Source organism: Paenibacillus sp. 32O-W (assembly GCF_007679495.1).
Taxonomy (GTDB): domain Bacteria; phylum Bacillota; class Bacilli; order Paenibacillales; family NBRC-103111; genus Paenibacillus_L; species Paenibacillus_L residui.
This window is the reverse complement of sequence record NZ_VEGP01000024.1, coordinates 13,929-40,667: the sequence shown is the minus strand read 5'-3', so window position 1 is coordinate 40,667 and position 26,739 is coordinate 13,929. Positions and strand designations below refer to the sequence as shown.

Below are 26,739 nucleotides of genomic sequence, written 5' to 3'. Positions count from 1 at the left end.
ACAAGTTGACAGTGAGATTGTAGGATACCTAATGTCGGCATTTTTTTCCTTCTTACCATCGAAGTATTTCAGTGTTTGTCTACCTATCACGTTTTCTGAGGCCTCCCTGCGATCCCGTACGGTCGGATTTCCCGAGTCCGGTTCTGGTCTTGCCTCTACACCCATTTGTCACGGCTAAGCCTTTCTATATGCCATGAGGTTTTAGCTTCAGCCAACATGCGCACCTATGACATATAGTTTGCTTATCCACTAGCTTCTCAACACTTGCTAGTGGTATCGACACTGTGCACTTTGAAGCCACCAAGTACCCACAGCCCCTTTGCCCAGTTTGTCTGGAATGGTTTGATACCATTTCTTTGGGATTTACCCCAACTTCATCACTACTACGGGGTCATGCGTCAGTCCTAGATCCTCCCATCTCTTTCCCTTATAAGATAGGTCTTTGCAGGTTGTTGACTAATCCTTATTGGAAGTAGGACCTTCCCGACGTTATCTCTGCAATCATTCGATAGGTGCTTGTACCCTTAGCTCGGGAAAGGTTTGCAGTACTTTTGTTCATTTCTTCCTGAAAACTGCTAGCTTTTCTTCACGTTAAACAGGATTTGCCTTCCGATATGGTTCCGAACTCCTTTGTGGAACGCCGTATTTCAAGGTTGCAGTAATTCATTTATGTTCAGGTTTCTATTTTTGCTCGACCCCTAGTTGCTCCCACTTTCTCTGAGGTGGCAAGACCTTTTTCGCCGCGCAGTACTTGGTTTGTTACCTTTCCAAGCAGCGGTATAGCTATGTACCCTTGACCGGACTAGCACCGGTTTGATTGCAGCCTTATCGGCTGCTCCTTAACGCATACGCTCCTCTGATTTCTGCGGTTCAGGCATTTAAAAATCGACTTCTGTGCAAGATAAGCAAATGCCTTTTTGCTTATAAAGTTATCCATTATCCCGTAGTATCTATAGTGGCCACTGAGTTTCGCTCGAACCTTTGGAAGGGTTAAGGCCTTCTTATGCCTCTCCTGCTTCATCCATTCGTCAAAAGCCTTCACCTTCTGCCTGAATTTCTTCCTGTTCGTCTTGCGCTTGATTCGAAATTAAACGTTTCTGGCTTTCCCAGTCTAGCTTTCCTCCTTGCAATCTCTGCGAAACGACCAAAACGAATAATCTCGGTCTTCTCTTCGGCTACGGTGAGATTGAATTTATCTAAGCGCTTCAGTAACGCATAGTAGAATCGTTCTGCATCTTCTTTGTATTGAAACATACTCACAAGGTGGGTAGCCCGAAGGAATCGCACCCTCAGGCCCTCTCGGAACCGGACGTGAACCTCTCAGCCCATCCGGCTCCCATTATCCAGCCGTAGGCAGTATTCCTAACTGCCAATGTGCAAAGAGTTTAGGAAGGTTTCTTGCTAATCGTCCAAGCCATCGTATTGCCATAGTCTTATATCTTTCCGGACCCGGACGGCAACCAGAAAGACGATACGGTCGGTCTGACGTTCCGCTCCAACGCGATGCTGCTTCCGATCGCTACAGGGACCTTTGCCAATCTGAGCAATAGCTCCTGGGTCAAGGAGGACGGCAAGTATATCCCTTACTATGCTTCCGAGAGGATGTATGACGTCGTTCAGCAAATGCGCGAGCTCTTCACAGAAGGAGCCATCGACCCGGACTTTGCCATTATGCAGACGAACGACGGCATTGATAAGTTCGGGCAAGGCAAGGTCGGCGCCATCTCCATTCAAGCCACGCCGAATGCATTGAAAAATCTTAATAATTCATGGGATAAATATAACAAAGATGTCAAATTCGAAGATGTCATCGCCATTATTCCTGAATCCTGGGTAAGCCCCGATGGGAAGCGCTATCGCTATCAAGCTATCACCTTCTGGTCGGAGAGCTATTTCAGCTCCCAGGTAGACGACAAGAAGATGGAGCGGATTCTTCACATTTATGACTATTTGCTGTCGGACGAATTTATGACGGACCGGTTTTACGGCATGGAGGGAAAAGATTATACGAAGCAAGGCGATACCTATACCATCACTCGGGACAAGAATGAAGAGGGAGAATTCGTAAGCATTGGTTCACTCTATCCTTCATTTAATATGTTTGGGAGTCTTGCGGCCTGGTACCAATGGATGGAGTTTACCGAAAGCGAAGCGGTGGACATTGCCTATGGGGCGGAGTTAGCCAGGATGTCCCGTGAGGAATTGAAGCATCGTGTTGAAAATTATGAGCCGGTTCCGACCAATTTCAAAGTGGAGTTACTGCATACGCCGGCTAAAGCGAAGCTGAGCGCGATTAACGTGGCGGAGGATATAATTCGGATTATGCTGGCCAAGGAAGATCCGGTGGCCATGTGGAAGGAGACGGTTAGAGGGTACGACAATAAAGGACTTCAGAAAGCGATCGAAGAAGTCAATGAAGCGGTGCAGGCTCGAGGGTTGGATAACTGATATGAACAAATCTGAGGGAACTCAAACGGGGATAGGGCGGACGGCATGCGCCCCGCCTGCTCCCGCTGCTTGGAAGCCCGGCACCTCCATCCAGCTTGGGGCAGGCGCTGAGCCGAATATGAAGCTGGAGGATTTACGGGACAACGGCGTGGGCTGCATTGAGCTGGCCTGGCCCAATGATGTATTCGATATGCTGGAGCCGGACAACCGGAATCGGTGTGAGGAGCTTGTGCGGCAAGCCAGGGAACTGGGCATTCATGTCTGGTCCCTGCATCTGCCCTATGGTACAGAGTGGGATGTCTCGGCGGTGGATGAACGACACAGGGAAGCGGCAATCGCCCGGCATCTGCAGTTGATGCACTTGGCGGCTGCATGGAAGATCGGCACGGTCATCCTGCATCCAAGCTGGGAGCCGATACCCGCTGCCGAAAGAAACGAGCGTCTGCAGGCTTGTCGAAGGTCATTGGCCCGTATGGCGGCCGAGGCTGAGCGGCTCAGCTTGCGGGTCGCGGTGGAATGCTTGCCGCGAACCTGTCTCGGCAATACGAGCGCAGAAATGAGGGAACTCCTTGCTGTGGATGAACGGTTGGGTGTATGCTGTGACGTGAACCACCTGCTGCAGGAGGAACCGGAAGAGTTTGTAAGGAAGATAGGCTCACGCATCATTACGGTCCATATGTCGGATAATGATGGCTTGGACGAGAAGCATTGGTATCCGGGGGAAGGGATCATTCGTTGGAATGACGTGATTTCCGCTCTGCTTGAATGCGGGTATCATGGCCCGTTCATGTTCGAAGTACGACCGGTTAGTCCTGAACGGCTTGGACAATGCTGGAGCGTGACCGATGTTCCATAGAAGATCACTTTCTTCCCGGAGGCGCAGCCGGGCGGGGCCATCACCGAGGCTCCCTCATCCAATCCGATCCAGATCTCTTCCACCCCTTGATACAGCGGCAGATTCAGCGCCAAATTGCGCATCGTCGGTTCCCAATCGGTATCCAAGACACATTCATACTCTACGAGAGTATGATCAGCCGCCCGTTCGATGCAGTCACAATAAACTGAACATTTGCAATTGACAAGCAAGAGGATTCTTTTTTATAATTAACGGTAACGTTCCCGGCAACGTTACCGGAAACGTTACCAGTAATTTTAACCGTAACGTTACCGGAACATTTTCAGAAAGGAGGGCGGAACAAATTTCTACGATTAAGGACATTGCGAAAAAGCTGGGTGTGTCTGTTTCTACGGTTTCCAGGGCGCTGAATAATCATCCCGACATTCGGGAAGAGACGAAAAAGCAAGTCATGGAAATGATCAAGAAGCTCAACTACATGCCTAATGCCATGGCAAAAGGACTTATCCAGAAAAAGTCTTACACGATTGGATTAATGATCCCGGAGATCACAGATCCATTCTTCTCAGGTATTGCGCATGGGGTCGAGGAAGAACTATCCAATCACAACTATCAGTGTGTCTATGGAAATACCGGAAGAGACTCGAAAAAAGAAAAAAACTTTATCTCCAGTGCAATTAGTCGGCAGTATGACGGGTTAATTTTGACGCCAGATCATATGGATGAGGAATTCATCTCCATGCTCGCCAACATTTCGATTCCATATGTTTTTCTAAGGAGGAGAACACCGGAACAACTGCCTATGCCATTCGTTGATGTCGATCACTATGAATCTGCGTGTACAGCGGTTCGTCACCTGATTGAAGCAGGTCATCGGCAGATCGGGCTGATCGGCATGTCGGAAACATCGTTCGTCGGGCAGCTCCGCTATCAGGGTTATGTCGATACGCTTCGAGCGAATGGAATTGAGCTAGAAGACAAGAATGTCGTTCTTGGCGGGAATCGCATCGAGTTTGGCCGGGAAGCCATGGGTCGCCTTCTTGAAGCCAACCCGACGATTACAGCCGTATTTGCCGTGAATGATTTGCTTGGAATCGGTGCTTTGGAATACTTGGCCGAGCAGCAGATAGCGGTGCCCGATCAGATTTCGTTGATTGGGTTTGATGATCTGGAATATTCCAGATTGCATTGGATTCAGTTGACGACCATGAAGCAGCCTCGGAAGGAAATGGGCAGAAGAGCAGCTCAACTCGTACTGAACATGATCGAGAACAAAGATGAAATTCCTCCATCCGTATTGTTTGACACCCAACTGCTTCAGAGAAAAACTGTAGGGAGGCTGGAAAGTCTTTGAAACCATTATTGATTGTGACCGACATGGACGGTACTTTGCTTGATGGGAATCAACAAATCAGCAGCGAGAATGAACGGGCGATCCGATCCTTCATCCAGTCCGGCGGCCTGTTCACATTAGCGACGGGCAGGATGGAAGCAGCCGTCATTCCATTTATACGCCAATTAGACATTACAACACCTGTCATTTTATACAATGGGGCCCGCATCTATTGCCCTGTAACCAAAGAAATCGTATATGAGAAGCTTTTAACTGTAACAGCTTCTCTTTGGCAGACAATCTTGGAAGCACTTACAAATGAGTTTGGCTTGCTGGTATATGCCGAAAACGATGTTTATAGCCCGGTTCCTAACCATATCGTTCGAGAACATGAGCATAAAGAAGGTGTTCGCTGTAAACCTTGGAACGAAACTCTCATAACGAATCCGATCACTAAAATTCTCGTTATAGCGGAAGTACCCGAACAGCTTCATTCCTTTGAAAAGATCGTGATGGATAGCGGTCTAAGCTGTGAAACCGTCTATTCGGAGCAAAATTATTTTGAAATACTGCCTGAAGGAGCATCGAAAGGGACGGCCCTACAGGTTCTTACCGAAATGCTGCAAATCAAAGAACTCCACACCATTGCTGTGGGCGATAATTTGAATGATATCTCTATGATTCAAGCAGCGGATACAGGGATAGCGGTGGCTAACGCTCACCCAGAGCTTAAAGCACAAGCTGATCAGGTTACCGTACATCATGAACAGCATGCGATCGCACAAATCATTACAGAATTAATGTCGTGAAGCTATCAAAGTTAAGGTTCTGATATTTTTACTAAAATTCATTTTTGCTAGCGTTTTCATAATAATGAGGAGGTTGAAAAAATGCGTAAAAGTATAGTCACTTCCATAGTTCTATGCATGATGCTGAGTTTATTTCTGGCTGGCTGTGGAAAGTCGAAGGGAACAGCAGCACCCGGAACGAATAACAGTGGAACGCAGGCGGAGACGCCGAAAGCGACAGCAAAGCAGCTTACTATGTACACTGCTTTTCCTGAACAAGAGGTGGTTCCGTATTTGAATGCATTCGAGAAGCAGACCGGCATTAAAGTGAAGTTTGTTCGTTTGTCTGCGGGAGAGACACTGGCCAGACTGCAAGCGGAGAAAAATAATCCGCAAGCCAGCATCTGGTATGGTGGCCCATCGGATACATTTGTGGCGGCGATCAAGGAGGGTGTGCTTGAGTCCTATCAGCCGGCAGGAATTGAGGTTATACCTGAGCAATATCGCGATCAACAAGGGTATTGGGCTCCTGTATATGTAGGTCCGCTCGGATTCGCATCGAATACGGAATGGCTGCAAAAACACAATGTGAAAGCCCCCGAGAGCTGGGAAGATCTGATCAAGCCGGAGTTCAAAGGTCAAATTGTGGTTGCCCACCCAGGCGCTTCGGGTACGGCTTATTCCATTCTGGCAACATTGGTTCAAATGTGGGGCGAAGACAAGGCCTTTGACTATCTGAAAAAATTGGATGAGAACGTGCTGCAGTATCAAAAGTCGGGTTCCGGTCCTCCGAAGCAAGTTGGCTTAGGTGAAGGCGCAATCGGTATTGCCTTCGCGCATGATATTTTGAAGCCTAAGGGCGAAGGTTACCCGCTCGAGCTCACTTTTCCAAGTGAAGGAACAGGCTTTGAGATCGGAGCTATAGCCCTGATTAAAGGCGGGCCTGAGGATGAGCGGGAAATTGCCAAGCAATTTATCGACTGGTCCATTAGCAAAGAAGCTCAGGATTTATATGCAAGTACAAAATCATTCCGTCTACCTATTAATCCAGATGCGGAGGTTGCCGAAGGTGCAGCGAGAATCGATGAATTGAAAGTGATGGATTACGATGAGGTTTGGGCAGGAGAACATCGTAAGGAGCTATTGGCCAAGTTTGAATCGAAGATTAAAGGACAAGATGCAGCCAAGTAAAGAATGCTGACTATGAAAGGGGTTATCCATATTGTCCAGTTCATCTACGGCGGTGATAACTGAAAACAGGCCGCCATCCAGAAGAAAATGGGCAGCGCTCATCAAGGAACCTTGGCTGATTGCCATCATTGTTCTGATCTTCGCTTCCCTGTTCATCTTTTCCGTATATCCGATTTATCAAGTTTTTAAGGTGTCCGTTGTTAACGATGAAGGTTTGGATTTCTCTGCATTAAAAGAAACGCTGGCGAACAACTATTTCCTCACTTCTTTCTGGAACAGTCTGAAATTGGGGATTATGGCGGCGGTCTTTAGCACGGTGGTTGGCTTTATTTTCGCCTTTGCCATCACGCGGACCAATATGAAGGGCAAGAACATTTTTAACTTGATTGCTCTGCTGCCTGTTATATCACCGCCTTTTGTCATTGCCTTGTCGATTATTTTATTGTTTGGGCGCAAAGGGCTGATCACGAACGGACTGTTCGGTTTAGATAGCTTCAATGTCTATGGATTAACCAGCTTGCTGATCATCCAGACCTTATCTTTCTTTCCGCTGGCTTATATGAATATGAAGGGGATGCTGGAATCGATCGATTCCTCGATTGAGGACGCTTCCATGAATTTGGGTGCTTCCCGATGGAAAGTGTTTCGTACGATTACGCTTCCGCTTTCCGTGCCGGCTATCTTCAGCGCATTGCTGCTCGTGTTCATTAAATCTATCGAGGATTTTGGCAATCCGATGGTTATTGCAGGGGATTACTCTACTCTTGCGGTTCAAGCTTACATTCAGATCACCGGAATGTATAACCTGCGGGGCGGCGCGATTTTGGCGCTGGCGATCATTTTCCCGTCAATGCTAGCTTTTTTCATGCAAAAATATTGGATAAGCAAAAAATCCTATGTTACAGTGACCGGCAAGCCCTCCAATTCCGGCGTTCGGATCACGGAAAAACATATCGTGTGGCCGTTGTTCATCTTTTGTTTTCTGATTACAGGCTTCGTTCTGCTGATTTATGGCACGGTCGTCTGGGGAGCTTTTGTTAAAGTCTGGGGTGTCAACAACTCGCTTACGCTTGATAATTTCAGGTATATTTTCTCGCTTGGTCTCGACTCGATCCGGAATTCGATCGTTCTGTCAGCCGTATCGACACCGTTCACGGTCGTGATGGGGATGCTGATCGCGTACCTCCTTATTCGCAAACAATTTATTGGCAAAAAGTTAATGGAAACCGGTTCGATGGTCGTCTTTGCCGTTCCTGGAACGGTGGTCGGGATTGGCTATGTTCTCGCTTTCAACGATAAGCCCCTGCTGCTAACGGGAACAAGCGCGATTATTATTCTCGCGTTAACTTTCCGCAACATGCCGGTAGGAATCGAAGCCGGAACGAACAGCCTAAGACAGATTGATAAATCGATTGAAGAAGCGTCCGCTAACCTGGGAGCGAATAACTTCACCACGTTTCGCCGTATTTCTTTGCCGCTCATGAGACCGGCCTTGTTCTCCGGGTTGTTTTATTCTTTTACCAAGTCGATGACTTCGATCAGCTCGCTCATCTTTCTTGTCTCGGTGAACTGGAACCTGATGACGGTATCGATCCTTTCACAGATTGAAGGGAGCAGGCTCGGAGCCGCTGCCGCTTATTGTGTCATCCTGTTCGCTATTGTGCTTACTGCGTTGGGAACGATGCAATTTTTGGTCAATCGATTAGGCACAAAGAAAAGGTGAAATAAGAATGCGCATAAGAACCAGACATAAGAAACTGACATAAGGGGGTATGAAAATGACGCTGGCATCACAAGCGGTAAAGTTCGAACAATTAATGAAAGCCTTTCCTTCTTATTCAGGAGAGGAGCAGGTCTATGCCGTGAATAATGTCTCGCTTGATATCGAGCCGGGAGAGCTGGTGACACTGCTGGGACCTTCAGGCTGCGGTAAAACGACAACGCTGAGAATGCTTGCAGGTTTTGAACAACCGACCTCAGGCAATATCTATATCGGAAACCAGAACATTACGAATCTGGCTCCGAATAAGCGGAATGTCGCGATGGTCTTCCAAAGCTATGCCTTGTTCCCGCATCTGACCGTTTACGAGAATGTTGCCTATGGACTGCATATTCAGAAGCTTTCCAAGTCGACCATTAAGGAAAAGGTACAGAAGGTTCTCGATCTCATGCATCTCGAATCCATGCAGGATCGCATGCCTTCACAGCTATCAGGGGGCCAGCAGCAGCGTGTCGCATTGGCGCGGGCCGTTGTAACCGAACCGAAGGTGCTGCTCTTTGACGAACCGCTGTCCAATCTGGATGCGAAGCTGCGGGAATATATGCGGGATGAGCTGCGCAAGATCCAACAACGGCTTGGCATTACGAGCTTATATGTCACTCATGATCAAGCCGAAGCGATGGCGATTTCCGATAAAGTGGTCATTATGAATAAAGGTTCCATTCAGCAGGTCGGTTCGCCGCATGATATTTATACCAAACCGAATGATCAATTCGTCGCCGATTTTATGGGGAAAGCGAATTTTATTCCGGTTCAAGTTGTGGAGACATCCTCTGAATCGATTCAAGTAAAATTGCTCGGTCAAAATGTAGCCGTTCCGCAGCAGTCGGAGTACGTTGTTCAGTGGCAGTCTGAGCACGTTTTTTCCACTGGCGATCAGGCCCATTGTGTCATTCGCCCGGAGTTTTGGCAGTTTGCTTCGGAAGGCTCTTTCACAGGCAAGGTCTTGCGGACCACTTATCTCGGTTTATACGTCGAATATGAAATCGGCATTAACGACCAGACCGTAACAATGATTGACTATCGCCATCATGATCATGGCATTCATCGGGTAGGGGAAATCGTTCGTCTCAGTCTGAAAAAGGAACAAATACGTGTACTGCCTTCTAATGATCAAGGATAATGAGGAGAAGATGTCGTGGACTTTTTACAAACAGCGAAACAAATGGCCCTAGAAGCAGGCGCGATGATGAAGCAGAGTACAGGCAAGGGATTTGCTGTTCAGGAGAAAGGAACGGTTTATGATGTAGTCACCGAAGTGGATCAGGGCGTCGAACGGTTGATTCGGCAGATGATTAACGAGACCTATCCTCATCATCGGATACTCGGGGAGGAGCAGATGTTCGAGCAGGAACTATCCCTGCAGCAATTATTGGAGACGGAAATCGCAGACGATTATTTATGGATTGTGGATCCGATCGATGGCACGGTCAACTTCGTCAACCGCATTCCAGGGTATACGGTGTCCATCGCATTGGCCTATCAAGGCGAACTGTTAGTCGGGGTCATCTATGATCCGATGAGGGACGAAATGTTTTGGGCGGAAAAAGGCAAAGGCGCGTTCCTGAATGGAGTTCCCATCCGCTGCTCAAGTACCCAAACGCTAGCGGAAAGCGTAGTCGCTACCGGGTTCCCGGCCGATCTGCATGGGGCAAGGCGCGCCGTGGTTGATTCGCTTGGGCAAGTGGCGCTTACCTGCAGGAGTGTAAGGGTTTTAGGCTCGGCTGCCCTGCATTTGGCTTATGTGGCTAGCGGAAGATTGTGCGCCTTCTGGGAATACGGAATGCATACATGGGATGTCGCCGCAGGTGTCCTAATCGTCTGTGAGGCGGGCGGAACGGTTAGCGATATAGAGGGTGAGGTCTATAGCCTAACTACCGAAAATGTATTGTGCAGCAACAGGCACATTCATTCCTTAATGCTGTCATTGCTCAAATAGAAGCTGTCATTGCAAAAAAAAAAAAATGTAGTCAAAATCGGAAAGTACCTTTATTTCTATTTAGGGATAGCGCTTACCCCCATTAGTCGTAATTTCTAGCGGAAAATAGACAAAATATTGCAAAAGAACGCAATCTTGTTATAATGAAATAAGGTTAAGCGGTTACCCTGAAAAGTGACGCGGACACTGGTTCCATCAAGGGAGGGATGTTGAGCTTGAACACTTTAAACATCGGGATTATCGGAGCGGGAAGAATTGGCATGCTGCATGCCGAGAATTTGCTGCGTAATAGGAAAGTGAACTTGAAAGCGATTTCGGATATTCGGATTGATCACTTGACCGAGTGGGCGAAGGATGCTGGAGTCGCAACCGTCACGGAAGACAGCGGGAAATTATTCGCGGACCCAGACATCGACGCTATTTTCATTTGCTCCTCAACGAATTCCCATGTCTCGTTCATTATGGAGGCGGCGCGGGCAGGGAAGCATATTTTTTGTGAAAAACCGATCAGCTTTGAGCTGCAGAAAACGGGCGAAGCGCTGGAGGTCGTGAAGCAAAACGGAGTTCAGTTGCAAACGGGCTTCAACCGCCGGTTCGATCATAATTTTATGAAAGTTCGGCAATTGGTCGACGAGGGACAAATTGGCGATCCACATATTATCAAGGTAACCTCACGCGATCCAAGCCCGCCGCCCTATGACTATATTCGCGTATCCGGGGGCTTGCTGTTCGATATGGCGATTCACGATTTCGATATGGTCCGCTACTTATCTGGCAGTGAGGTGAAAGAGGTGTATGTTCAAGGAGCCGTGCTCGTTGATCCAGCCATCGGCGAACTGGGCGACATTGATACGGCAATTACTACGTTGAAACTGAGCAGCGGCGCAATCGCTGTAATCGACAACAGCCGCAGCGCCGCCTACGGGTACGACCAAAGAGTCGAGGTGTTCGGTTCCAAAGGTAATGCCACCGTACAGAACGATACAGATAACTCGGCCGAATGGAGTACGGGCGAGGGGGTGTTTCGCGTGAAGCCGAAGCAGTTTTTCTTGGAGCGTTATCAAGGGGCTTATATGCTGGAAACGGAGATGTTCATCGATAGTATCCTAAATGGCAAACCGGTGCCGGTAAGCGGCATGGATGGATATAAGGCGGAGCTGATCGCCGCTGCAGCCAAGCGGTCTTTGCAGGAGCGTAGACCTGTGACGATAGCAGAGATTACCGATTCATTGTCTGCTGGAAATTAACCATGGGAATAATCCATGAGAATTTTCCATGAGAGTTATCTATACGAACTATCCATGGGTGCTAACCATTCGATTATCTGAGGAGGTTGGATCGATGTCGAAAACCATTCGTTTGACGATGGCGCAGGCGCTCGTCAGATTTCTGGATCAGCAATATGTTGAGTTGGACGGAGTAGAACATAAATTTATTCGTGGCGTCATGGGGATATTCGGTCATGGGAACGTCACGGGACTGGGCGAAGCGCTGGAAAGACAGCCGGGCGAATTAACCTTTATCCAGGGCAAGAACGAGCAGGGCATGGCTCATGCGGCGATCGCTTACGCCAAGCAGTCCAATCGATTGGGGATATTCGCCTGCACCTCTTCGATCGGTCCGGGCGCGCTCAATATGGTAACAGCCGCCGCAACGGCGACGGTCAACCGCATTCCCCTGCTGCTGCTGCCCGGCGATATTTTCGCCTGCCGTCAGCCGGACCCGGTGCTGCAGCAAATTGAGCATCCGGGCGATTATACAATATCGGCGAATGATGCTTTTAAACCGGTTAGCCGGTACTGGGATCGGATCAGCCGGCCTGAGCAGCTGATGACGGCTGCGCTGCAGGCGATGCGAGTGTTGACCGATCCTGCAGACACAGGCGCGGTCACGCTGGCGCTGCCGCAGGATGTGCAGAGCGAAGCTTATGATTACCCGGTTGAATTTTTCCGCAAAAGGGTTCATGCCATCGAGAGGCGCCTACCGGTTCCAACAGCCCTTAACGGAGCGGTGGAACTGATCGCCCGCAAGCAAAAGCCACTGATCATCGCCGGAGGCGGCGTCCATTATTCGTTGGCAACGGAAGCATTGACCGAGTTTGCCGAAGCCTTCGGCATTCCGGTAACCGAAACGCAGGCCGGGAAAAGCGCAATGCCCTGGAACCATGAACTGAATGCAGGCGCCATCGGCGTAACCGGTTCGCTGCCCGCCAATCGGTTAGCGAAGGAAGCGGATGTGGTGATTTGCGTCGGCACCCGGTTGCAGGATTTCACGACAGCGTCCAAGAGTGCTTTTCAAAATCCGGATGTAGAGTTTATCAGCATTAACGTCAGCCGTTCGGATGCGATGAAGCTCGATGCGCACCAACTGATTGGCGATGCCCAAGTTGTGCTGCGTTCCCTTCAACACGAACTGCAGCAGCGGAACTATCGGTCTGCATACGAGTCCTCGGAGCTGGTCGGGTTAATGAGCGAATGGACCCAAGAGGTCGATCGGTATTACACATTGGAAAAAGCAGACGGTTTAACGCAAACCCTCGTGCTTGGCGAAATTAATCGCGCCATTGGCGACGATGCGGTCATCGTCTGTGCCGCCGGCAGCTTGCCTGGCGATTTGCACCGGCTATGGAGGAGCGCCCAGCCGAAAACTTATCACATGGAATACGGGTTTTCCTGCATGGGCTATGAGGTTTCAGGAGCGGTTGGAGTCAAAATGGCGGAACCGGCTCGGGATGTCTATGCCTTGGTAGGTGACGGAAGCTACCTGATGCTTCATTCCGAACTCGTAACGAGTATACAGGAAGGCGTTAAAATCAACATTTTGCTATTCGATAATCATGGGTTTCAATGCATTCATAATTTGCAGAGGGAACACGGAAGCGATGGGTTTGGCAATGAGTTCCGCAGCCGTTCCGGCGAGACCAATCGGTTAACGGGCGACTACCTGCCGATTGATTACGCTGCTCATGCCCGCAGCCTGGGGGCAGAAGCTTACACCGTCCATACAAAGGAGGAGCTGCAAGCCGCCCTGCAGAGTGCCAGGAATGACCCGGTATCTACGCTGATTCACATCAAAGTGCTGCCTGGCACGAATACGTCCGGTTATCACTCTTGGTGGCGTGTAGATCCGGCAGAGGTATCCGGCAATGAGAAGGTGCAGGCGGCCAGACATGAGATGGAAGAGCGGATCAGACACGTAAAGCAAGTGTGAACGGGAGGAGACAAAGGATGAAAGCATTCGATCAAATTAAGCTCGGCATTTCGCCTATCAACTGGGTGAATGAAGATGTGCTGGAACTGGGCGATCACTATACGTTCGAACAACTGCTGAATGATTTCTCCCGGCTAGGATTTAGGGGAACGGAAAACTGCCGCAAGTTCCCGAAAGATCCGCATGAACTCAAAGAGGCCTTGTCTGCGCGAGGAATTCAACTCACTTCGCAGTGGAAGGGCGTGCTGTTCTCCGATCCGCAATATCGGGAGACAGAACTGGCGGCTTATCGCAAGCATGTGGAATTTTTAAGCGTGCTTGGTTGTCGGCATGTCGTGACATGCGAGCTGGGCGGCTCGATCATTGGAGATCCGAGACGGCCCCCGGGCCCGGGTGTAACTGAGGTCGTACCGCTCACGGATGAGCAATGGAACCATATGGTGGATGGCTTGCATGCAGCCGGGGCGATCTGTCAGGAATACGGGATGAAGCTCGTCTATCATTATCATATAGGCACCGTGGTAGAAAAGTCGCATGAAATCGACCGCCTCATGGAGACGACGGACCCCGACCTGGTGCATCTGTTATTCGACACAGGGCATGCGCTGTATGGCGGAACCGATCCGCTGGCACTGCTAGAGAAATATGCGGCCCGCATCGCCTATGTTCATTTGAAGGATGTGCGCAAGGATGTGCTGGAGCGAGTAAGAACGCAAGCCATTCCATTTCAGCAAGCGGTGATTCAAGGGGTCTTTACCGTACCTGGGGATGGCATGATCGATTTCCAGCCGATCTTCGAGCGGTTGTTCCAAATCGGTTATGACGATTGGTTCATTTTAGAAGCCGAGCAGGATCCTGCGATTGCCGAGCCAAACGAATATGCGGAGAAAAGCAAACAGTACATCAAGTCCATTTTAGTGGGATAGACGGGAAGAATGTCTCTTTATATAAAAAAGAAACGGCATGATTCAGAAAGAGAGGTGCTTATATGTCTGATCTGATCGTATCCAGCTGCCTGCCGGGTCCAGACGGCAATCGTCTGACCATCACCCCGGAATCGGCAGGGTGGGAGTATGTCGGATTCCAGGTCTTTGCTTTGTCGGAAGGTCAGGCTCTGGCTCTGCCGACAGAAGATCGCGAAGCGTGTATTGTGTTGTTGGGGGGCAAAGCAAATGTCATTACGGCACAAGAGAAATTCCTCAACATTGGGCTGCGAATGAGTGTGTTTGAGAAGACACCCGCATGCTCGGTTTATGTGCCGGCTCAAGATCGATTCGAAATTACGGCGATAACGGATTTGGAGTTTGCCGTCTGCTGGGCCCCTGCCAAAGGAACGCTTGCCGCACGCCTGATTGCGCCTGAAGATGTTCGCGTATCCGTACGTGGATCCGGGAATATGGAACGGACGATTCATGATATTTTGCCGGAGGATAGCCGTGCCGAAAGTTTGCTGGTAGTCGAAGTGTTTACGCCGGCCGGGCACTGGTCGAGCTATCCCCCGCACAAGCATGATCGGCTTAACTTGCCTCATGAATCGTCTTTGGAGGAAACTTATTATCATCGGATTCACCCGGCTCACGGATTCGCGATCCAGCGCGTCTATACGGATGACCGCTCTCTGAATGAAGCGCTCGTTGTTCAGGATGGAGATGCTGTCCTCGTGCCGAAAGGCTACCACCCCGTGTCGGCTCCTCCAGGCTATGAGGTTTACTATCTCAACGTCATGGCTGGGCCGGTACGGACATGGAAGTTTCACAACGATCCTGACCATGAATGGTTGATGACACCGGGAGGAGGCCGAACGAACGATGATTGATTTGCAATTTCCGAAAGATCGGGCGCTTGATTTTATCGGATTGGGGCGGCTTTGCATTGATTTAAATGCGAATGAAATCAACCGTCCGATGGAAGAGACGCGGACGTTTACTAAATATGTCGGCGGTTCGCCGGCTAACATTACGATTGCGCTCGCTAAGTTAGGCATGAAAACAGGCTTTATCGGAGCCGTTGCCAATGATCAATTCGGACGGTTTATCGTTCGGTATTTGCAAGAATGTCATGTGAATACCGACCAGATTGTAGTCGATCCATCCGGGAGCGTAACGGGCCTCGCTTTTACCGAGATTTTATCACCAAGCGAATGCAGCATTTTGATGTATCGCGACAATGTTGCCGATCTAAAGCTGGAACCAAGTCATGTGAACGAGGCCTATATTCGTGATGCCAAGGCGCTGCTGATCTCCGGTACGGCACTCGCCCGGAGTCCTTCTCGTGAAGCGGTCTTCGCCGCACTGGATTACGCACGCAAGCATCGCGTTGTGACGATTTTTGATATCGATTACCGACCCTATACGTGGAAATCCGCAGAGGAAACCGCGATCTACTGCCGACTCGTCTCCGAGAAATGCGATGTGATTTTCGGAGGGCGTGAAGAGTTCGACTTGATGGAGGTATTGGACGGACCGCTAAAGCAGGACGATCAGGCGACGGCCGATACCTGGATTCAGAAAGGGGCCAAGCTAGTCGTTATCAAACGCGGTGGTGATGGTTCGACCGCTTATACGAACGATGGACAGCGGTACGAAGGCGCAACCTTCCCGGCCAAAGTCGTCAAAACGTTCGGAGCGGGCGACTCGTTCGCCGGGGCGTTTATTTACGGCTTAATGCAGGGCTGGAGCATTGAACGGTGCCAGCAATTTGGCAGCGCATCCGCTTCGATCGTCGTTTCGAGCCACAGCAGTTCTGATGCGATGCCAACGGTGGAGCAGATCGAAGCGCGGATCGAACGCTATAACACAAGCGGGAATTAGAGTCGTTTTTTCACATCGTTAATATTTAGGGGGAATAACTGTGGCAGGCAACACACCTTTGTTGCAAAACTTTATCAATGGGCAGTGGGCGGCAGCCGAGACGGAACGGGAAGATACGGTTCCCAATCCGGCAACGGGTGAAATTTTGGCTCGAGTACCTTTATCGACTCGGAACGATCTGGACCGGGCCGTTCAGGCAGCCGATGCGGCTTTTCGGACATGGAGCAAAGTGCCTGTACCGCGTCGTGCCCGCATTATGTTCAAGTACCAGCAGCTTCTCGTTGAGCATTGGGAAGAGCTGGCACGGCTCGTTACGCTGGAAAATGGCAAAAACTACAGCGAAGCGTACGGCGAAGTGCAGCGCGGGATCGAATGCGTTGAATTTGCCGCTGGCGTGCCCTCGCTTATGATGGGCTCCAATCTTCCGGATATTGCGACTGGGCTTGAATCAGCGATGTATCGCTATCCGCTCGGCGTGATCGGCGGCATCACTCCGTTTAATTTTCCGATGATGGTTCCGTGCTGGATGTTCCCGCTGGCGATCGCATGCGGAAACACCTTTGTCCTGAAGCCTTCGGAACGAACGCCGATGCTGGCTAACCGGCTGGCGGAATTATTGAAGGAAGCGGGATTGCCGGATGGCGTATTCAATATTGTCCATGGCGCCCATGATGTCGTTAATGGTTTATTGGAGCATCCCGACGTTCGGGCCATTTCGTTCGTCGGATCGCAGCCCGTCGCCGAATACGTCTACAAAACGGCTGCCGCTCACGGCAAACGCGTACAGGCGCTGGGCGGAGCGAAAAACCACTCGATCGTCATGCCCGATGCGGACCTTGCTCTCGCTACCAAAGAAATTACGAATGCAGCATTCGGGTCAGCCGGCGAGCGCTGCATGGCTTGCTCTGTCGTTGTAGCTGTTGGCGATGTTGCCGATGAACTGGTTCGTCGTCTGACCGATGCAGCCAAGCAATTGACTGTCGGGAACGGTATGGAGGACAACGTGTTCCTCGGACCTGTCATTCGCGATTCCCATAAATCACGTACAGTTCAATATATTGAGCAGGGCGTGGAGGAAGGGGCGTCCCTAGTGCTTGACGGCAGACAGCATCAGGCTTCTGATTCAGAAGGATATTTCCTGGGGCCGACCTTGTTCGATCATGCGAAGCCAGGGATGAAAATATGGACAGATGAAATCTTTGCCCCTGTTTTGCAAATCGTGAGAGTGAATTCTTTGCAGGAAGCTATCGCAGTCGCCAATCAATCGGAATTCGCTAACGGAGCATGTCTATACACAAATAGCGCTAAAGCGATTCATGAGTTCCGCGAAACGATCGATGCCGGGATGCTCGGTATTAATGTGGGCGTGCCGGCTCCGATGGCCTTTTTCCCTTTTTCCGGGTACAAAAAATCATTCTATGGCGACCTGCATGCGAACGGCAAGGACGGCGTCGAATTCTACACACGCAAAAAAATGGTCGTCGCCCGCTATTAATCGCTTCGGGTTGTAAGCGGTGCAGGGTTCGTTTATGCTAAAGGAAAGGAAGCTTGCATAAGCGGAACGCAACCGGCACGTTGGCAACAGAAGTTGGAGGAATGGTATGGCCACGATTTATGATATTGCCGAAGAGGCGGGAGTATCGATCGCGACGGTTTCCAAAGTGATCAACGAGACCGGACGGATCAGCGATAAAACCAGGCAGCGAGTGAAAGAGGTCATGAAGCGGCTGAATTATCAGCCGAGCGTGGTCGCTTCCGCACTGACCAAGAAAAGGACCTATATGATCGGACTGTTGATTCCGGATTTGGCGAATCCTTTTTTTGCTGAACTGGCTCGAAGCATTGAGGATCACTGTCATGAGTTGGGCTTCAATCTCGTGATTTGCAGTACGGACAACGAGCCGGATAAGGAAGAACGATCCATTAACCTGCTCAGGCAAAAAAGCGCCGACGGCATCATCCTGGCCACTGGCGGCAAAAATCAGGACATCATCCGTAATCTCATCCAGCAGAACCAGGCCATCGCCGTCATTGCCCGTGGGATGCCATCTCTTTCGGTCGATACAGTGCTGGTGGACGATAATCTAGGCGGGTATTTGGCGGCCTCGCATCTGATTGAGCTGGGTCACCGGGATATCGCGGTCATTGCGGAGGATTTGGAAGTGATGAGCAGCAAGGAGCGGGTGCGTGGATATCGGCAGGCATTGGAAGATCATCATCTTCCCTACAGGGAAGATCGGATTCGCGTGAGCGCCTTCCATGTCAAAGGCGGGAAGGACACAGCGGGGCAGATCCTCGACGAGCCTGACCGCCCGACGGCGATCTTCGCCTGCAACGACTTGCTGGCCATCGGCGCCATGCAGGCCGCTTATGAACGGAGAATCGCAGTACCGGAAGAGGTTTCGATCATCGGCTTCGACAACAGTATCTTAGCGGCTCATATGAACCCGCCCCTGACCACCATCGCCCAGCCCATTCAAGAATTGGGCAGGCAAGTCGTGAACTTGATCTCTCAGGAGATCAATGGCGACAAGACTACAAAGCAGCGAATTGTCCTGCTGCCTGAGCTTGTTGTGCGGGGATCGACGGGAAGCAGGAAAGGGTAGGGTTTAGTATGGTTAAGTATGGTTAGGCAGGGTTAGGTGGAATAGGGGGATCCGGTCAGGGAGCTGAGTAAAATGCTCAGACTTCCCAGCCGGATTTTTTGTGCGAACACAAGTTCCGTTATTTGCTCATATTTGCCCTGAAAATTCAGATTTGGCGGACAGAGAATCCGTTATTCATCCTTAAAACGTCGGATTATCCATGTAACATAGCAGGTAGCGGAACATATGTCCGCTTAAACTCCAAAAGCAGCCTCCAAATCAAGAATAGCGGATCTTTTGTCCGCATGAAGTATATTTACTCGCGCTGAATGGATTGGAAAACTGAAATCTGGAAGAGATTTTCTCGCCAGCGCTCAGATGAATTTGATCCTTATAAGGACTGATGGATTATATGGCAAGGTGAAAAAGAGATTTGAATTGTAAAGGGATATCGGAACGCCAAGTGCTGTTCGGAGGTTTGTGGCAAGTCCCGTAATGGTCCTGGGATAATTGCTCAACGAGAATGAAAGGTCGGAATTATAAAATAATGCAAATATGGCCTTAACAGGTTATAATAATGAGAACGGGTGTGCTAATATTATGATCTGATGAGGAGTGATGTTTGATGAGTTCATCCAAACCATCTAATCCCAAACAGACATCGAAAGTGAAGGAACAGCAGGGGAGTTACGATGTGCCCGAGCGCTACGAAATTATTGGCGGAATCCGGTATGATTTTTTATCCTCCCCCAAATATGTACATCAGAAGATATTGACGAATTTTTATCTTGCATTCCATGGGGCGTGTAAAGCGGAGGGGGAAATATTGCTCGCTCCGATGGATGTCCACTTCGACGAGGAGAATATTGTACAGCCAGACGTCATTTATATAGCCAATGCGAACCTTGGAATTATCCGCGATGGTTTCGTGTTCGGTGTGCCTGATTTGCTTGTCGAAATTTTATCCAGCAGTACGGGACGAAGAGACAAGACGATCAAGAAAGACTTATATGAGAAACACGGCGTCAAAGAATATTGGCTTGCCGACCCAAGCTATCGGACGGTAGATCAATTCGTGCTAACCGAAGGAGAAGGCTATCGGCTTGTGGCAACCTTAACGGAAGAGGATCAACTCCAGTCTCCAACGATTCCTTGTTTGACCATAGATCTTGCCTCGATCTTTCCGGAGAATGATCGGCAATAAATATACATTAAGGGCGTGAGTTACGCCCGTTCTTCTTTTTTCACTGTAGCAACGATAATCGAAATGAGGAGAAATTCAATTTATGTGTCGATACTTAAAGCTAACAGGGACAAAGAAATGAAGAACCTCAAGTCGATGAAGTGACTTATTTGGAATAATCCATTAAAGAACTGGAGAACAAATACGGTGCTACCTTTAAGGAGACTTTTGGCGACAAGACTATCAGAAAATTATCCGAGAAGACACTGAGCCTCAGTCTGGTTATCGTACAAGTTGAGGTTGGAAAGTGTCTTTCCTTTTGAAGAACATCATGGAGCGTTATTAGTAAGGGAATAGCGTTTGAAGCCCCTGTTTGAGGTGTCGTTTTCATTGTTATATATTAAATGTATAGGAATAGAATGTCAGAAGATTTTTATTGTGATGAGGTATTAAGTGGAAAGACACCTGTGAATAAAGTTTACGAGACGGAAAATGTGCTTGCTTACCATCATACACGCCCATTCTATCCCGTACATATTGTTGTAATTCCTAAAAGACATATATCATCGCTAATTACCTTGGAAGATAGCGATACTGGATTGCTTGTTGAATTGTTATCCGTAGTAAAAAAAGTTGCGTCTGATGTAGTATCTGAACAAGGTGGCTTGTCGAGTTATAACAAACTTAGGAAAGTACCAAGATTCAAAACATTTACACTGGCATATAGCTTTTGGTACACCTATAAGATAATTGGATAGAACATGGATTCCAGATACCCTATGAGGCGGAATAAATTTTTGAGGGCTGAGAAGAATTATGGGCTCAAAATAATGCACCCGGTTATAGCTATTTTCGGTTGAACATGAATGATTCAATCTAAAATCTCATCATATGTTATAGTCAGAATCAATACTGATATTTAGGGATTGGATGGTGCGCCAATGAATCAAATCAAGGATCTTCAGAAACTCATTAAACTCACAGGTGAGCGTGCTAAGTTGGCTGCCAAAGCTAACGACACATACATTGTATATAAGACATCTCAGGGACAAATTGTAAAAGAATTCACTGATGGTAAAGTTGTCCCTGTTTTGAACCAGAATGACTCTCATGCATGAAATGATTCCAATCATGTATGTTTTTGCCGGTAATAATGGTAGCGGAAAAAGTACAATTCGAAATCTTAAATATGACGTCCCCCCCAACTTTGGAAAAGCGCCAAATTATATAAATACGGGAATAAAGTCGCTTGTTTTTTGCGCAGTATCCATTATAATTTTGAATTTGGGGATTTTGACTTTGATTTTTCTCAAGAGTTGATGACTTGAAATGGGAAGGAAAGAACAGAGTGCAGCAGACGGAAAATTTTTATTCGAACAGGATACTGACCGCTTTTTGTAGTGTGGTGATGTTTGCCGCGGTTTATATCATCTATACTAAACTTTTAGCCGATCCGGGCGATATTACAGAGATTGCTTATTTTGTCTTTTATGGCTTTTTAATTGTAGCCGTTGTAGGCGGTTTGGCGTGTGCCATTTTGACTTTTGACCCAAGGCCGATTGTGCAAATTTCTCCGGATGGAATTGGGATAAGATCTTTTGTTTTTATCGAAGAATTCGTACCCTGGAACGAGGTTGTCGGAACCCGGAATGAAGTATACAAGAACCGGGTAGGGGTAGGCGTACGGTAACCGTCTCTGCAAATTTATTTAGAATTTACCGGCCCAATAAGCGCTCCCTGGCAATCAATCTCACCTTGTTAAATAAGCGCGGAGACGGGTTTAACAAGGCGCTCTCGAATTATATGGAAGTTTAGAGACTCAAAATTGGAATAGAGGAATATGATAAGAGGAGGGACGCTTGTCCCTCCTTGCTTACTGTTGAGACGATGTCGGGAACAGAAATGTTTCTTCAACCAGGCCCCAAATTCCGCAGGGAAATCAACACCTTTACGTTCGCTAACGTTTCATCGCTAAAATAATGGACAGGTCTATTTCTTCTGTGAAGATTCCGCTGTTGTCTATGCGTAATAAAGCTTTTTCCAGTTCCTGTTCGAAAGAAGAAGCCCGGTCGCCAAGGAAACGCCTGGAACCGTAGGAAGTGGAATACAGGTTGCCAATGATGGACTGGATCGTCCACTGCTGTTCATACGTTGGCAGACGATGAACTTCTAATTCAAATCGAGATTGCGCAACGATCTCCTCGTGACTAATTTGTGGGTGGGAGTATGTCGTGTTTCCCGCTCTTCTTTCTTCTCCATACCATAATTTGATGATCTTCTGGAGCTCAGCTTGCCATGGCAGCGGCTCTTTATGCGGGGCATAATGATCAATAATGGCGACTCCGCCATCTAGTTGGATTTTGTTATATAAATCGTCGAGCACCGCTTTTCTATCCATCCAATGAAACGCTTTGGCGATCGTGACTACCCGAAAGATTTCGTTAGTATTCTGCAAGTAGCTTTCCGCATCGGCCGTAATCCACTTGATGTTATCGATCCTCGCTTCTTCACTTCTCCTCAAGGCTTCGTCAATCATTTCTTGCTCACTGTCTACGCCAACCAGCCTCTCGAACCAATCGGAGAAGCGCATCATGAGTTGACCGGTTCCGCACCCCAAATCAAGCATATTGCCTTGGCCATCGAGAGAAAATCGGTTCACGATCCACCGCACCAGTTCAGACGGGTAAAGCGGGCGGTACGCAGAATAATAAGATGCGGTTCCAGTTAAATAACTCATGACCGTAATTTTTCATCGTAACACTCTCCTCAGATCGACACAGCGATCATTTTTGCGCGATCATAAGCATTCTGTATTTTTCTGGAAAATCCTTCTCTAAATTTCAATTTATATCTATAAATGGCAATAAAAAAACCCCTGCACTTTAGAACTAAAGTACTGGGGCTTTCGCCTGCATCTATTCTACGGCTCTATCGACACGTCATGGAATTGCATAATGCCGCTCGGATGTCTCCAGTAGCCCTTCACCTTCTTGCTTACCCCGTCCAAATATTCCTGATGGTGAATGTACAGCATAGGAGCCAATTCGACGAGCTTCTCCTGTACTCGCTTATAAATTGCTTTGCGTTTCTCCGGATCGTTCTCCTTGCGTCCTTCATCCAGCAGCTTGTCGAGCTCCGCATCCTTCGTGAAGGTCCGGTTCCCTGGCTCGCCCGCATTAGCGGAATGGAATACGAGGTACAATCCGTAATCGGCGTCGGCCGTCACCGTAGACCAGCCGAGCACGAACATATCATGCTTTCCTTCGGCCGTCTGGGACAAATAAGCGCCCCATTCCATCACTTCGATCTTCACATCCACATTCAGCTCTTTCAGCTTCGCCTGCACATATTCCGCAACTTTAATCCGTTCCTGATTGTCATTCGTCCAGATCGTGGTAGAGAAACCGTTCTCGTATCCCGCTTCCTTCATTAGCTCCTTGGCTTTATCCAAGTTATACTCTATCGGTTTGACAGACGGATCATAGCCGAACACATCCGGGGCTAGCGGTCCGACCGCGGGAATTCCCGTTCCTTCGTAAATGCCGGAGATCACCTCATCCTTGTTAATAGCCATGGATAGAGCCTGGCGCACGCGAACGTCATTGAACGGCTCCTTCTCCGTATTAAAGCCAATATATGACAGGCTGAGCGATGCTTGACGGTTCAGATAAGCGCCGTCCAGTCCTTCCACTCGGGCGATGCTGCTCGGTGATACAGGCTCAATAATATGCGCGTATCCCGTCTCCAGCTCCGCTATGCGCGTGCCGTTCTCGCTGACCACTTTGAAGGTTATACTGTCTATCTTCGCTTTATTCCCCCAGTGGTCATCATTCTTGACCAGCTTCAATTCCTGCCCGGGTTCCCAGGAGTCCAGCTTGAAAGTCCCCGTTCCTGCCGGATTCTGGGACAGCCAGGCTCCGGCCTTCTCGCCGGCGTTCACTTTCTCGTAGTCTTTCTTGATGGCTTCGGCGCTGACGATCCCTACTCCGGGGTGGGCCAGGTGGGCTAGCAGGGGAGAATAGGGATAGTCGGTAACGAGTTGCAGCGTGTATTCGTCAACGACGGTAATTTCCTTGATCATATTTACCAATGAAGCCCTCGGGGAAGCCGTCTTGGGGTCCAGCAGCCGGTCCAGATTAGCCTTCGCCACCTCGGCATTGAAGGCCGATCCGTCTGTAAATTTCACGCCTTGGCGAAGCTTGAACTCCCAGGTTACGTCATCCACCATCTTCCAGCTCTCGGCCAGTCTCGGTTGGATGTTCAGATCCTTGTCATGCTTAACCAGCGTGTCATAAATATGGGAGGACGCAATGCTGGTTTGCTGATCGGTCGACATATGAGGGTCTAAAGTAGGAGGTTCGGATAGCCAGGCCACAATGAGATCCCCGGTACCGCCGCCGCCACTTGGCGGATCCTTGCTCTTGTCCTCATTCCCGGGACTTGGGCTTGGACTTGGACTTGGAGAGCTTGTGCTTCCTTTGTTTTCCTCCGGAGGCTTCTCCTCGGTCGTACCGCTGCTTTCGCTGCATGCCGGTATAAGCAGCAGGATCATCGCGAGCATAAGCGGAACGAACCATTTTAACCTTGTTCTGTGAATCAACACTTAACACACCCCTCTCGATCAAAAGATAAATATTTTTTTCGTACTTAACATATATTTGAGTAATTCCAATTTATTCTAGGATTCTACTTAAACGGGCGGATAATTATTTGTAGAAAGGATGAATTCCACATGCGAAACGGGGCAGGAGCAGCGGATAACGCACCAGGACGCAGCCGGACTCCGGCACGCGGATGGGGGAGGTTGTACAGACAATTACGGCAAAACACAGCGGCGCTGTGGGGAGGTTACTTTCTTCTTTTTATCATTCTCGTTGCTATCTTCGGTCCTTACCTTACCCAGCATGATCCGACCATCGTCGACTATTCCTCCAAGCTGTTGAAGCCGTCCGCAGACCATTGGTTCGGAACGGACCATAACGGCAGGGATATCTTCACGAGGATTATCCATGGAACGCGGATCACCCTGACGATCGGCTTCATCGCAGCCCTCCTCGGTGCAGTCTTCGGAATCGTTCTCGGTGTCCTCTCCGGTTATTATGGGGGAATATGGGATTCTATCATCATGCGCATCTGCGATATTCTGCTGGCGTTCCCCGGTCTGCTGTTGGCTCTGGCGATTGTAAGCGCTCTCGGAAAGAGTCTGTTCAATGTCATCATTGCGGTCAGCATCTTCTCGATTCCGACCTTCGCCCGGATCGTGCGGGGATCGACGCTGGCGGTTCGCAAGCTGGAATACATCGATGCCATGCGGGCTCTTGGTTCGAGCGACAGCCGCATTATTTTCAAGCATATCTTGCCGAATATTACTTCTCCCATCATCGTCCAGGCCACTCTCCGCATCGCGATTGCGATTCTGACCGCCAGCGGGCTGTCCTTCCTCGGGCTTGGGGCGCAGCCGCCGACGCCGGAATGGGGGGCAATGCTGAACGATGGGCGCGAATACATTGTGGAGCATCCTCATGTTGCCCTCTTCCCCGGACTGTCCATCGTCTTTGTGGTCCTTGCGTTCAATCTGTTGGGCGACGGACTGCGGGACGTGCTCGACCCGAAAATGAAGAAGTGACCGGAGTCACCAATTCAATTGCAAAGGAGCCGGCGCCATGTTCATATATATTATCCGGAGACTGATTCAAACTGTCCCCGTCATTATCGGGGTAACGATTATCGTCTTCCTCCTCATGCATCTCATTCCCGGAGATGCCGCTCAAGTCATTGTCGGAGAAGGAGCTCCCAAGGAGAAGGTGGAGCAGATTCGGGAGAGCCTCGGCCTGAACGATCCACTGCACGTGCAGTATTGGAATTACGCCGGCAAGCTGATCCAGGGGGATCTCGGAGTCTCTATCCGCAGCAGCCGTCCTATCGCTGAGGAAATTTTCAAGAGCCGCTTCTGGATTACGGTGGAGCTTGCCTTGTACAGTACGATACTGGCTGTTTTCCTCGGATTGACTGCAGGCATTATTTCCGCCGTTTACAAAAATTCTCCCTCCGATATCGGCGTCATGCTCGTTGCCTTGTTTGGGGTATCGATGCCGAATTTCTGGCTCGGACTGATGCTGATTCAATACTTCGCCGTCGATCTAGGCTGGTTCCGTCCTTCCGGCTGGGGAACCTGGGGACAGACCGTGCTTCCGGTCATTACGCTGGGCACCGGCGGCGCAGCGATTATTGCCCGCATGACCCGCTCCAGCATGCTGGAGGTGCTGAATCAGGATTATATTCGCACAGCCCTCGCGAAGGGGGTGCGAGAGCGCGCAGTTATATACCGGCACGCCCTGAAAAATGCGATGATCCCCGTCATTACGGTCATCGGCCTTGAGTTCGGCGGCTTGCTGGGCGGAGCGGTGCTGACGGAAACCGTCTTCGCCGTTAACGGAATCGGCCGCTATGTCATCGATTCGATCCGGGCGCGGGATTTTCCAGTGGTTCAGGCTACCATCCTGATCATCTCTTTAACTTTCGTGCTTGTAAATTTGTTAGTGGACATCTCCTACAAATATTTTAATAAACGAATTGATTTGGATTAATCCGATACTTCCGAGAGAGGAGCGAGGAA

The 26,739-nt window shown here is 49.3% G+C and carries 22 protein-coding genes and 1 pseudogene; 21 read left to right on the top strand and 2 right to left on the bottom strand.

All coding sequences use genetic code 11. The features are described 5' to 3' along the window. The first annotated feature begins 1,503 nt into the window (after positions 1–1,503). The 19 genes and pseudogenes from FS806_RS11645 to FS806_RS11555 all read left to right on the top strand — a co-directional run bounded on the left by FS806_RS11645 (position 1,504) and on the right by FS806_RS11555 (position 21,813). Entirely contained in the window at positions 1,504–2,448 is a 945-nt protein-coding gene (locus tag FS806_RS11645) for a type 2 periplasmic-binding domain-containing protein (protein ID WP_144936204.1), read from the top strand. A 1-nt stretch (position 2,449) separates the two neighbouring features. Next, entirely contained in the window at positions 2,450–3,304 is an 855-nt protein-coding gene (locus tag FS806_RS11640) for a sugar phosphate isomerase/epimerase family protein (RefSeq protein WP_186328330.1), read from the top strand. Between the two features lie 244 nt (positions 3,305–3,548). Then, on the top strand, positions 3,549–4,658 hold the full coding sequence (locus tag FS806_RS11635; protein WP_313960581.1) for a LacI family DNA-binding transcriptional regulator: 1,110 nt from the start codon (positions 3,549–3,551) through the stop codon (positions 4,656–4,658). Continuing rightward, complete coding sequence (locus FS806_RS11630; RefSeq protein ID WP_144936195.1) at positions 4,655–5,446, top strand: HAD family hydrolase; 792 nt, start codon at positions 4,655–4,657, stop codon at positions 5,444–5,446. Before FS806_RS11635 ends, FS806_RS11630 begins: the two co-directional genes overlap by 4 nt. Positions 5,447–5,527: 81 nt before the next feature. Beyond that, entirely contained in the window at positions 5,528–6,616 is a 1,089-nt protein-coding gene (locus FS806_RS11625) for an ABC transporter substrate-binding protein (RefSeq protein ID WP_144936192.1), read from the top strand. Between the two features lie 31 nt (positions 6,617–6,647). Further along, positions 6,648–8,339 (top strand): ABC transporter permease, encoded by a 1,692-nt coding sequence (locus FS806_RS11620; protein WP_222126641.1) that lies wholly within the window; start codon positions 6,648–6,650, stop codon positions 8,337–8,339. 55 nt (positions 8,340–8,394) lie between these two features. Then, positions 8,395–9,519, top strand: coding sequence for an ABC transporter ATP-binding protein (locus FS806_RS11615; protein ID WP_144936189.1), 1,125 nt, complete (start codon positions 8,395–8,397; stop codon positions 9,517–9,519). Between the two features lie 15 nt (positions 9,520–9,534). After that, on the top strand, positions 9,535–10,335 hold the full coding sequence (locus FS806_RS11610) for an inositol monophosphatase family protein (RefSeq protein WP_144936186.1): 801 nt from the start codon (positions 9,535–9,537) through the stop codon (positions 10,333–10,335). A 215-nt stretch (positions 10,336–10,550) separates the two neighbouring features. Continuing rightward, positions 10,551–11,582, top strand: a complete 1,032-nt coding sequence (iolG, locus tag FS806_RS11605; RefSeq protein ID WP_144936183.1) for an inositol 2-dehydrogenase — start codon at positions 10,551–10,553, stop codon at positions 11,580–11,582. Positions 11,583–11,676: 94 nt separating this feature from the next. Next, on the top strand, positions 11,677–13,545 hold the full coding sequence (gene iolD, locus FS806_RS11600; protein WP_144936180.1) for a 3D-(3,5/4)-trihydroxycyclohexane-1,2-dione acylhydrolase (decyclizing): 1,869 nt from the start codon (positions 11,677–11,679) through the stop codon (positions 13,543–13,545). A gap of 17 nt (positions 13,546–13,562) precedes the next feature. Further along, positions 13,563–14,471, top strand: a complete 909-nt coding sequence (gene iolE / locus FS806_RS11595; RefSeq protein ID WP_144936178.1) for a myo-inosose-2 dehydratase — start codon at positions 13,563–13,565, stop codon at positions 14,469–14,471. A 62-nt stretch (positions 14,472–14,533) separates the two neighbouring features. Beyond that, positions 14,534–15,361, top strand: a complete 828-nt coding sequence (gene iolB / locus FS806_RS11590) for a 5-deoxy-glucuronate isomerase (RefSeq protein ID WP_144936175.1) — start codon at positions 14,534–14,536, stop codon at positions 15,359–15,361. After that, the gene (iolC, locus tag FS806_RS11585) at positions 15,354–16,355 is read left to right on the top strand and encodes a 5-dehydro-2-deoxygluconokinase (RefSeq protein ID WP_144936172.1); all 1,002 of its coding nucleotides are present in this window, start codon (positions 15,354–15,356) and stop codon (positions 16,353–16,355) included. Before iolB ends, iolC begins: the two co-directional genes overlap by 8 nt. Before the next feature lie 40 nt (positions 16,356–16,395). After that, the gene (locus tag FS806_RS11580; RefSeq protein ID WP_144936169.1) at positions 16,396–17,850 is read left to right on the top strand and encodes a CoA-acylating methylmalonate-semialdehyde dehydrogenase; all 1,455 of its coding nucleotides are present in this window, start codon (positions 16,396–16,398) and stop codon (positions 17,848–17,850) included. Between the two features lie 106 nt (positions 17,851–17,956). Beyond that, positions 17,957–18,961, top strand: a complete 1,005-nt coding sequence (locus FS806_RS11575; protein ID WP_144936166.1) for a LacI family DNA-binding transcriptional regulator — start codon at positions 17,957–17,959, stop codon at positions 18,959–18,961. Between the two features lie 604 nt (positions 18,962–19,565). Next, positions 19,566–20,144, top strand: a complete 579-nt coding sequence (locus tag FS806_RS11570) for a Uma2 family endonuclease (RefSeq protein WP_144936163.1) — start codon at positions 19,566–19,568, stop codon at positions 20,142–20,144. Between the two features lie 398 nt (positions 20,145–20,542). Beyond that, a pseudogene (locus tag FS806_RS11565) lies at positions 20,543–20,873 on the top strand (HIT domain-containing protein). A gap of 191 nt (positions 20,874–21,064) precedes the next feature. Next, positions 21,065–21,241: a hypothetical protein gene (locus FS806_RS25735; RefSeq protein ID WP_186328329.1), complete on the top strand. Its 177-nt coding sequence runs from the start codon at positions 21,065–21,067 to the stop codon at positions 21,239–21,241. A gap of 230 nt (positions 21,242–21,471) precedes the next feature. Beyond that, the gene (locus FS806_RS11555; protein WP_186328328.1) at positions 21,472–21,813 is read left to right on the top strand and encodes a hypothetical protein; all 342 of its coding nucleotides are present in this window, start codon (positions 21,472–21,474) and stop codon (positions 21,811–21,813) included. Between the two features lie 267 nt (positions 21,814–22,080). Here FS806_RS11555 and FS806_RS11550 read toward each other — a convergent pair whose 3' ends face one another. Both FS806_RS11550 and FS806_RS11545 read right to left on the bottom strand, forming a co-directional pair. After that, complete coding sequence (locus FS806_RS11550) at positions 22,081–22,860, bottom strand: class I SAM-dependent methyltransferase (protein WP_260982062.1); 780 nt, start codon at positions 22,858–22,860, stop codon at positions 22,081–22,083. A gap of 183 nt (positions 22,861–23,043) precedes the next feature. Beyond that, the gene (locus FS806_RS11545; protein ID WP_397347292.1) at positions 23,044–24,723 is read right to left on the bottom strand and encodes a glutathione ABC transporter substrate-binding protein; all 1,680 of its coding nucleotides are present in this window, start codon (positions 24,721–24,723) and stop codon (positions 23,044–23,046) included. A 132-nt stretch (positions 24,724–24,855) separates the two neighbouring features. Here FS806_RS11545 and nikC point away from each other — a divergent pair, with 132 nt between their 5' ends. Both nikC and FS806_RS11535 read left to right on the top strand, forming a co-directional pair. Continuing rightward, complete coding sequence (gene nikC / locus FS806_RS11540; RefSeq protein ID WP_144936154.1) at positions 24,856–25,749, top strand: nickel transporter permease; 894 nt, start codon at positions 24,856–24,858, stop codon at positions 25,747–25,749. A gap of 37 nt (positions 25,750–25,786) precedes the next feature. Further along, positions 25,787–26,710 carry an ABC transporter permease gene (locus FS806_RS11535; RefSeq protein WP_144936152.1) on the top strand — a complete coding sequence of 308 codons (924 nt, stop codon included), beginning with the start codon at positions 25,787–25,789 and terminating at the stop codon, positions 26,708–26,710. The last annotated feature ends 29 nt before the right edge of the window (positions 26,711–26,739 follow it).